This window comes from Mesorhizobium sp. M1066 (genome assembly GCF_040318635.1).
Lineage (GTDB): Bacteria > Pseudomonadota > Alphaproteobacteria > Rhizobiales > Rhizobiaceae > Mesorhizobium.
The window spans coordinates 21,444-27,752 of sequence record NZ_JAMYMR010000056.1; the positions used below are offsets into that span (position 1 = coordinate 21,444).

The window sequence follows — 6,309 nt, forward strand, 5'->3', positions numbered from 1 at the left end:
GGCCCGAGTTCGCAACAATGCCTGTTCCAGGGCATCGAGAACGAAGGCTGCGCGCCGTCCGGCTCACCCGCCAGCCGACGATCCGACGGGTATAGGTGTCGATGACAAAGGCGACATAGACGAAGCCCGTCCAGGTCGCGACGCAGGTGAAGTCGGAGACCCGCAGCATGTTCGGCGCGGAGCATGGAACTGGCGGTTGACGTGGTCGAGAGGGCAAGGTGCGGCCTTGTCGCTCACCGTAGTGCGGATCGGCGGACGATGCCTTCGAGGCCCATGGCCTTCATCAAGCGGGCAACCGTGCAGCGGGCGACGTCGAAGCCCTCGCGACGCAACCGCCGCCAGACCTTGCGAACGCCGTAGACGCGGAAGTTCGCCTCAAACCGTCGGACCTCATCCTTCGAGGCTGTATCCCATCTTGCCCGGGCCGACAGCCGGCAGGGGTCGACGCGCTTGGCGACATGGTCGTGGTAGGTCGACGGGGCGATCGGCAGCACCTTGCAGATCGGCTCAACCCCATGCGCCTTGCGGTGATCGTCGATGAACGCGATCGTGGCCTGAACCGGCGGTCGAGCTTCGCCTGGCAAAATACGCGGAAGCCTTGCTCTCGTTGGCCTGCGAAGCTCGCGGCTCTCGCGTTCCAGAGCCTTCAGTTTCGTCGCAGCATCCGTGGGAACTCCGGCGCGCACGCCGCCGTCACGCTCGGCTTTCTTGCAGCCGATCTTGGCGGCGATCGACGAGACCGCCGCCCACCGCGAGGCATGCTCGCCTTCGTGATCCAGAACCAGCCGCACCGCACGGGCTCGGACCTCGGGAGAGAACTTGTTGGTCGTCTTGCTTGTCATGGTTCCACCTTCTCAGGAGTTGGAGCCTCCGATCAACCCGGGGCGGTACACAACAAGGGTCACGGATCAATCTGGGCGGGAACCCTAGAGAATCAGCCCTCAGAGCCTTTGGTAATAGACCGACCCCTCGCACCTGTTTGGGCTGGGTGTACAAGTCACGATTTTCATCAGGTTCGACGAGTATGTCTGGCAGTAGAGCGCGACCACTTCCGTGCCCGCCCGCTCGTCTGGCAGACACACACAGGAGAAAGATATGCCGTCAGCTACAAGCAGCGCCATCGTTTCCTGCCGCAGATCATCGCCCATCCGGTCTGGCCCTGCTTCAGGTTCCCCTTGAGCCTGTGTCTCGTCGAGGAAATGGCCCGGGAGCGGGATCGTGGTTTCGTATAAGACAATCCGCCGGTGCGGCAACAAATGCGGTCCGCATACGGAGCCATTACGTCGCGGCACTTGATATTGCAGTGCAGCAAAGGTAGAGGGCCGCCCCTTATCGGAGTGTCGTCCATGGTCCTTACCAATACTGGTAGCGAGGCAGAACCCGTCGAACAGTCGAGCCATCCGGCAATCGAACAGCAAAGCCCCAAGGTGCTGATGCTAGGCGCGCTCGGCGTTGTCTATGGCGATATTGGCACCAGCCCGATCTACGCGTTCCGTGAGGCGCTGGTGGCGTCGTCGGGCGGCAATGTCGCCGAGCGCGGCGATATCCTCGGCGTGCTGTCGCTGATCATCTGGTCGCTGACTATCATCGTCACCATCAAGTACATCATGTTCGTGCTGCGCGCCGATAACGGCGGCGAGGGCGGCGTGCTGTCGCTGATGGCGTTAGCGCGCGGCAGTTTCCCCAAGCGGTCGGCGGTGATCCTGGGCATCGGCATCGTCGGCGCCTCGCTGTTTTTCGGCGACGCGGTCATCACGCCCGCGATTTCAGTGCTTTCGGCCGTCGAAGGCATGAACGTCGTCACGCCTGCTTTCCAGCCTTATGTGGTGCCGCTGACCCTGGTCATCCTCGCCATGGTGTTCGCGGTGCAGCGCTTTGGCACGGGTGGGGTGGGATTAGTCTTCGGTCCGGTGACCGCTGCATGGTTCCTGGCGATCGGCCTTTCCGGTCTCAACCACATCATCGCCGACCCGGAAATCCTGTGGGCGATCAGCCCGCATTACATTGTCGCCTTCCTGATCAATTCGCCCGACGTCGCTTTCGTCACCATCGGCGCCATCTTCCTTGCCGTCACCGGCGCGGAAGCACTTTATGCCGATCTCGGCCATTTCGGACGCAGGCCCATCGTGGTCGCCTGGCTGTGGATCGTGTTTCCCTGCCTGCTGCTCAACTATGCCGGGCAGGGCGCTTTCGTGCTGGCGAAGAACGGTCACGTCGGCCACCCATTCTTCGAGATGAACGAAGGCTGGACGCTGATCCCGATGGTGGTGCTGGCAACCGCCGCGACGGTTATCGCCAGCCAGGCGGTGATCTCCGGCGCCTTCTCGTTGACCCGGCAGGCGGTGCAGCTCAATATGCTGCCGCGTCTCGAAATCCTGCACACCTCGGAACGGCAGTCGGGCCAGATTTACATGCCACGCGTCAATCTGTTGCTGGCGCTGGCGGTGATGCTGCTGGTGGTCGGTTTTGGCGAATCGAGCAAGCTCGCCTCCGCCTATGGCATCTCGGTGACCGGCAACATGCTGGTGACGACGGTGCTGCTCTTCGTCGTCATGACGCGCATCTGGAAATGGCGGCTGTGGGTGGCGGTGGCGATGGCGTCGGTGTTCGCATTCATCGACATCGGCTTCTTTGCCTCCAACATCGTCAAGGTATTCGAGGGCGGCTGGGCCTCGCTGGCGGTGGCCTTCACCATCGTTCTGGCAATGTGGACCTGGGTGCGCGGCAGCCGCTATCTCTTCGACAAGACCCGCCGCAACGAAATCCCGCTCGATTTCCTCGCCGGCAATCTGTTGAAGAAGAAGCCGCAGTTGGTGTCCGGCACCGCCGTGTTCCTGACCAGCGATCCGCAAAGCGCGCCGACAGCGCTGATGCACAGCCTGAAGCACTACAACGTGCTGCACGAGCAGAACGTCATTCTGTCGGTGGTCACCGCACCGCAGCCGCTGGTGCCCGACAGCGAGCGGGTCAAGATGGAGACAGTCAACGAGTTGTTCATGCGGGTGACGCTGACCTTCGGCTATATGGAGCAGCCCAGCATTCCGCGCGCGCTGGCGATCTGCCGCAAGCAGGGCTGGAAGTTCGACATCATGACGACGTCGTTCTTCCTGTCGCGGCGCTCGCTCAAAGCATCGCCCAATTCCGGCATGCCGGTGTGGCAGGACAAGCTGTTCATCGGGCTCGCCCGCTCGGCGGCCGATGCGACAGAGTATTTCCAGATCCCGACCGGACGCGTCGTCGAGATCGGAACGCAAGTGACGATTTAGGGCATGCCGCGGTTGAGAAGAATCGGTGCTGTCACATCGATTGAGCGGTAAGGAAATTCAGGTAGCAGCGCGCCCGGCACTGTAAGTTTCAGCGGCTTGATGCAGCGATAGCTGGCCGGGACGGCTGTCACGCTGTGGCGACACAATGCATGGCGGCGTTACGCAGGTCTCGATGTTGAGCCGATGACAGCGCATTGCAGGGAAAGTGGAGCAGGTCGGCAATCGGATCATGGATGCAAACGAACCGCTGAAGCTGGCGTGCCGACTTGAAGCGTTTCATGATCCTTTCGCGTCGTCGGGTCGGCTGGTGCGAATTTTCCGCTCGATAATTCAGGCCTGTGTGCGACCGGTGTTCGACGCCGGGCATGAGGTCGCGCATGGCGGCATCATAGGATCGGAGCTTGTCGGTGATCATGATCCGTGGTGTCCGCCCTTGAGCCTTCAACTTGCGCATCAGACGCTTTGCCGCCTTGGCATTTCGGCGGCTTTGTACCAGCACTTCGAGGACGAAGCCGTCCTGATCGACGGCACGCCCAGCCACTGCTTCTTGCCACTGATAGCCACGACACATTCGTCGAGATGCCATTTGTCGCCCAGGCAGCCGGCTGACCGTCGCTTGATCTCTCGGGCGAAATTCCGTCCGAATTTCTCCGCGTAGCTTCGAGTGCGGCCCGCCTGCCGCACCGTCGCCGCGGCCGCGCCGAGTGCGAGGCGCTGCCGCCAGGCGCCGGCCCATTTTTCGTCCCGGCGCACGACCGCATCGAGCGTGGCGATCGCGGCGCGATCGCAGCATCTTCCGTCGCTAACGATCGTAAGATATGCGCGGCCGATGAAGGTTCCACCACCGTCGACGACCTCAACGAAGTTGATGTCGGTGGGTGTCTGATCGATCTGGCAGACATCCAGCGGGTGCGTGGCATGGATGTAACCCGGCCGCGCCTTGAGCCGTTGAAGATGCTTCGGGTTCGCTGATCTTTTCCTCGCGATCTCCTCGGGGCTGAACAGCGAGGGTATGCGACGCGCGACGGTGAGATAGGATGGAGTGGCCAGGCCGGCCTCCTCGCAGCGAGCCCGGACCTCGGCCACGACGGGAGCGAGCGGCGGAGCCTCCAGCACGAGCCACTGCGTCTTCACGATGATCTCCTCGATACCCTGGTCAAGTCGCTTTTTCCGAGTCCCGTCCCCGTCGCGCAGCAGCGACGTCACGGTCCGGTCGATGCGGTAGCGCGCCAGCAGATTGTAGATCTGGCGGGTCGACAGGCGCAGCTCCGCGGCGGCCCGCTCGATTGGCGCCTGACGGGGCCCCGCACCATGGAGGATCTTATCCAGCTCGCGGGCTACACGACGTGCCGCGGACCATGCTTCATCGGAGAGAGATGGGGAAGGAGTTGCTTTTCGGTTGTGTAATCGGTTCGGCAAATGAGCGACCAATGAAATCGTTAGCGGAAAATCGGGGCTGTCGTAGCGCCAAAACCTAAACAACACCTGACTTTTCCCTGTTTGAAATCGGGAAGTAAAAGCGACACCGGTAAACCAGCGAGCCATCTCCAAATATGTGAATTGTGGATTGCTCCTCGACGGGAGCTGAGGGGCGGCTCCGCAAGCCTTACGACGCTCTTTGCGAGCCGTAGCTGCCGAGCTGGCAAAAGGCCGGGCTACGTCGCGCCAGCGCAATCGGCGCGCAGAAAATTACCCGCTCCGGGACCGCGGACCTCGTCAGCTTCTCGTAAGTATGCCCGAGTAGGTTGCTCAGCTGATCTGTGGACGTGAGGCTAGCGTGAACCGGCACAAATTTGACCTATCCAATGTAACAGGTTGGCGGCAGGTGCAGCCCCCGGCATCTCAAGAGCAAGCGGCACAGGCCGGGCAAGAGGGCTTTGAGCAGCGCTCGGGCGAGGCGCGCCAAGCCGCTGCCCAAATTCCCGCCCCCGGCGTTCCGGCTCTGCCAGACCCGTTCCATCCTCATCCGTCTCAGGGAGACCTGAGCCTCATCGAAGCCGCGGCCCGATGGGAAGCGCAGCCCATGATGCAAGGGAGCGGACAAGAACACGCCGCGGCGCCGTACGCCGGAGGCAGTGGGTCGATGCTAGGTGCCTCGGTGCTGCAGCCGGGTCACTCAACGGCGCGCCATCATCATGCGCCGGATTCGTCAGTGGTTGATCTGAATCCCCCCGCACGGGTCGAGTTGCGTGACCATGCTCGTTCTGTGCCGGCGGCGGTGCAGCCAGATCCTCCAATAGTGGTCTCCGGTCACGACAAGGGTCCTCTTTATTCCAACGATGCGACCCTTGTCGAAGGGCTGAGGTCAGCTTACGCGGGTAAGGTCAACGAGAGCACGGTCACGCGCCGTGTAAATTCTCTTCTCGGCTTTAGTCGTTGGCTCCTTGAAAATAACAAGCCGGGATTTGCTGCTCGGCTTGACGCGCTGGATCAGGATCTCAGGGAGTACGTGAGCAAGAGTGGCTCCTCGGACGTGGCTGTGGCACTGGGTCGTCTCAAGACGTGGGCGGGCGGAGCGCCAGTGAGGGACCGCGCTGTCCTGAATCCCGACCCTGCCGACGCCGTGCTCATCAAAGAGTACGCAGCGGCTCTCATCAAAGAGTACAAAGAAGCGCCTGCGACCGGGCCGAATCCCCGTACCATTGAGGCCTATGGATCTGCTCTTAGACGTTTCAGTCAATACCTGGTTGAAAACAAAAAGCCGGGGATTGCGGCCCGGCTTCACGAGGGGTCGCTGGATGAAGATGCCAAACGCTATACGATCTCCAGTGGTGACCGGAGGATGGCTGCACTAGCTCATCTCCGGAAGTCCGCACCCGGGCGCGAAAAAATTGCCCTTGCTGCTCGTCCGGAAGACGCAGTCGGCATGGAGACTCGTGCCATTGGGGACGCCGCTGCGCAGCACAGCGGGCCGCAGAAGGCATTGGGTCGGCCAGAGTATCTCCCTGGGAAAGCTAAGCAGCTGAGCGAGATCGGCAATTCAGGCGCTCGCGTGCTGATGCAGGCCCCCACCCATCAAGTGAGTGCATTGCCATGGGAAGCG

1 protein-coding gene, 5 pseudogenes and 1 other annotated feature are annotated in these 6,309 nt (G+C 61.9%); of the genes and pseudogenes, 3 read left to right on the forward strand and 3 right to left on the reverse strand.

What is annotated here, in order from left to right; genetic code table 11:
• Window positions 1-3: 3 nt before the first annotated feature.
• A pseudogene (locus NKH52_RS32770) lies at window positions 4-842 on the reverse strand (IS3 family transposase); the annotation flags it as partial.
• Window positions 477-592, reverse strand: a sequence feature (AL1L pseudoknot). It overlaps the preceding pseudogene by 116 nt.
• Before the next feature lie 285 nt (window positions 843-1,127).
• Between NKH52_RS32770 and NKH52_RS32775 the strand changes: the two are divergent.
• Both NKH52_RS32775 and NKH52_RS32780 read left to right on the forward strand, forming a co-directional pair.
• Window positions 1,128-1,287 (forward strand): annotated as a pseudogene (locus NKH52_RS32775) (IS6 family transposase); the annotation flags it as partial.
• 59 nt (window positions 1,288-1,346) lie between these two features.
• On the forward strand, window positions 1,347-3,266 hold the full coding sequence (locus NKH52_RS32780) for a potassium transporter Kup (protein WP_352657701.1): 1,920 nt from the start codon (window positions 1,347-1,349) through the stop codon (window positions 3,264-3,266).
• Between the two features lie 127 nt (window positions 3,267-3,393).
• Here NKH52_RS32780 and NKH52_RS32785 read toward each other — a convergent pair.
• Window positions 3,394-4,076: pseudogene (locus NKH52_RS32785) on the reverse strand (IS6 family transposase).
• Window positions 4,065-4,685: pseudogene (locus NKH52_RS32795) on the reverse strand (Mu transposase C-terminal domain-containing protein); the annotation flags it as partial. The pseudogenes NKH52_RS32795 and NKH52_RS32785, both read right to left, overlap by 12 nt.
• A gap of 604 nt (window positions 4,686-5,289) precedes the next feature.
• On the opposite strand from NKH52_RS32795, the pseudogene NKH52_RS32800 reads away from it, so the two are divergent.
• Window positions 5,290-6,309: pseudogene (locus tag NKH52_RS32800) on the forward strand (hypothetical protein); the annotation flags it as partial.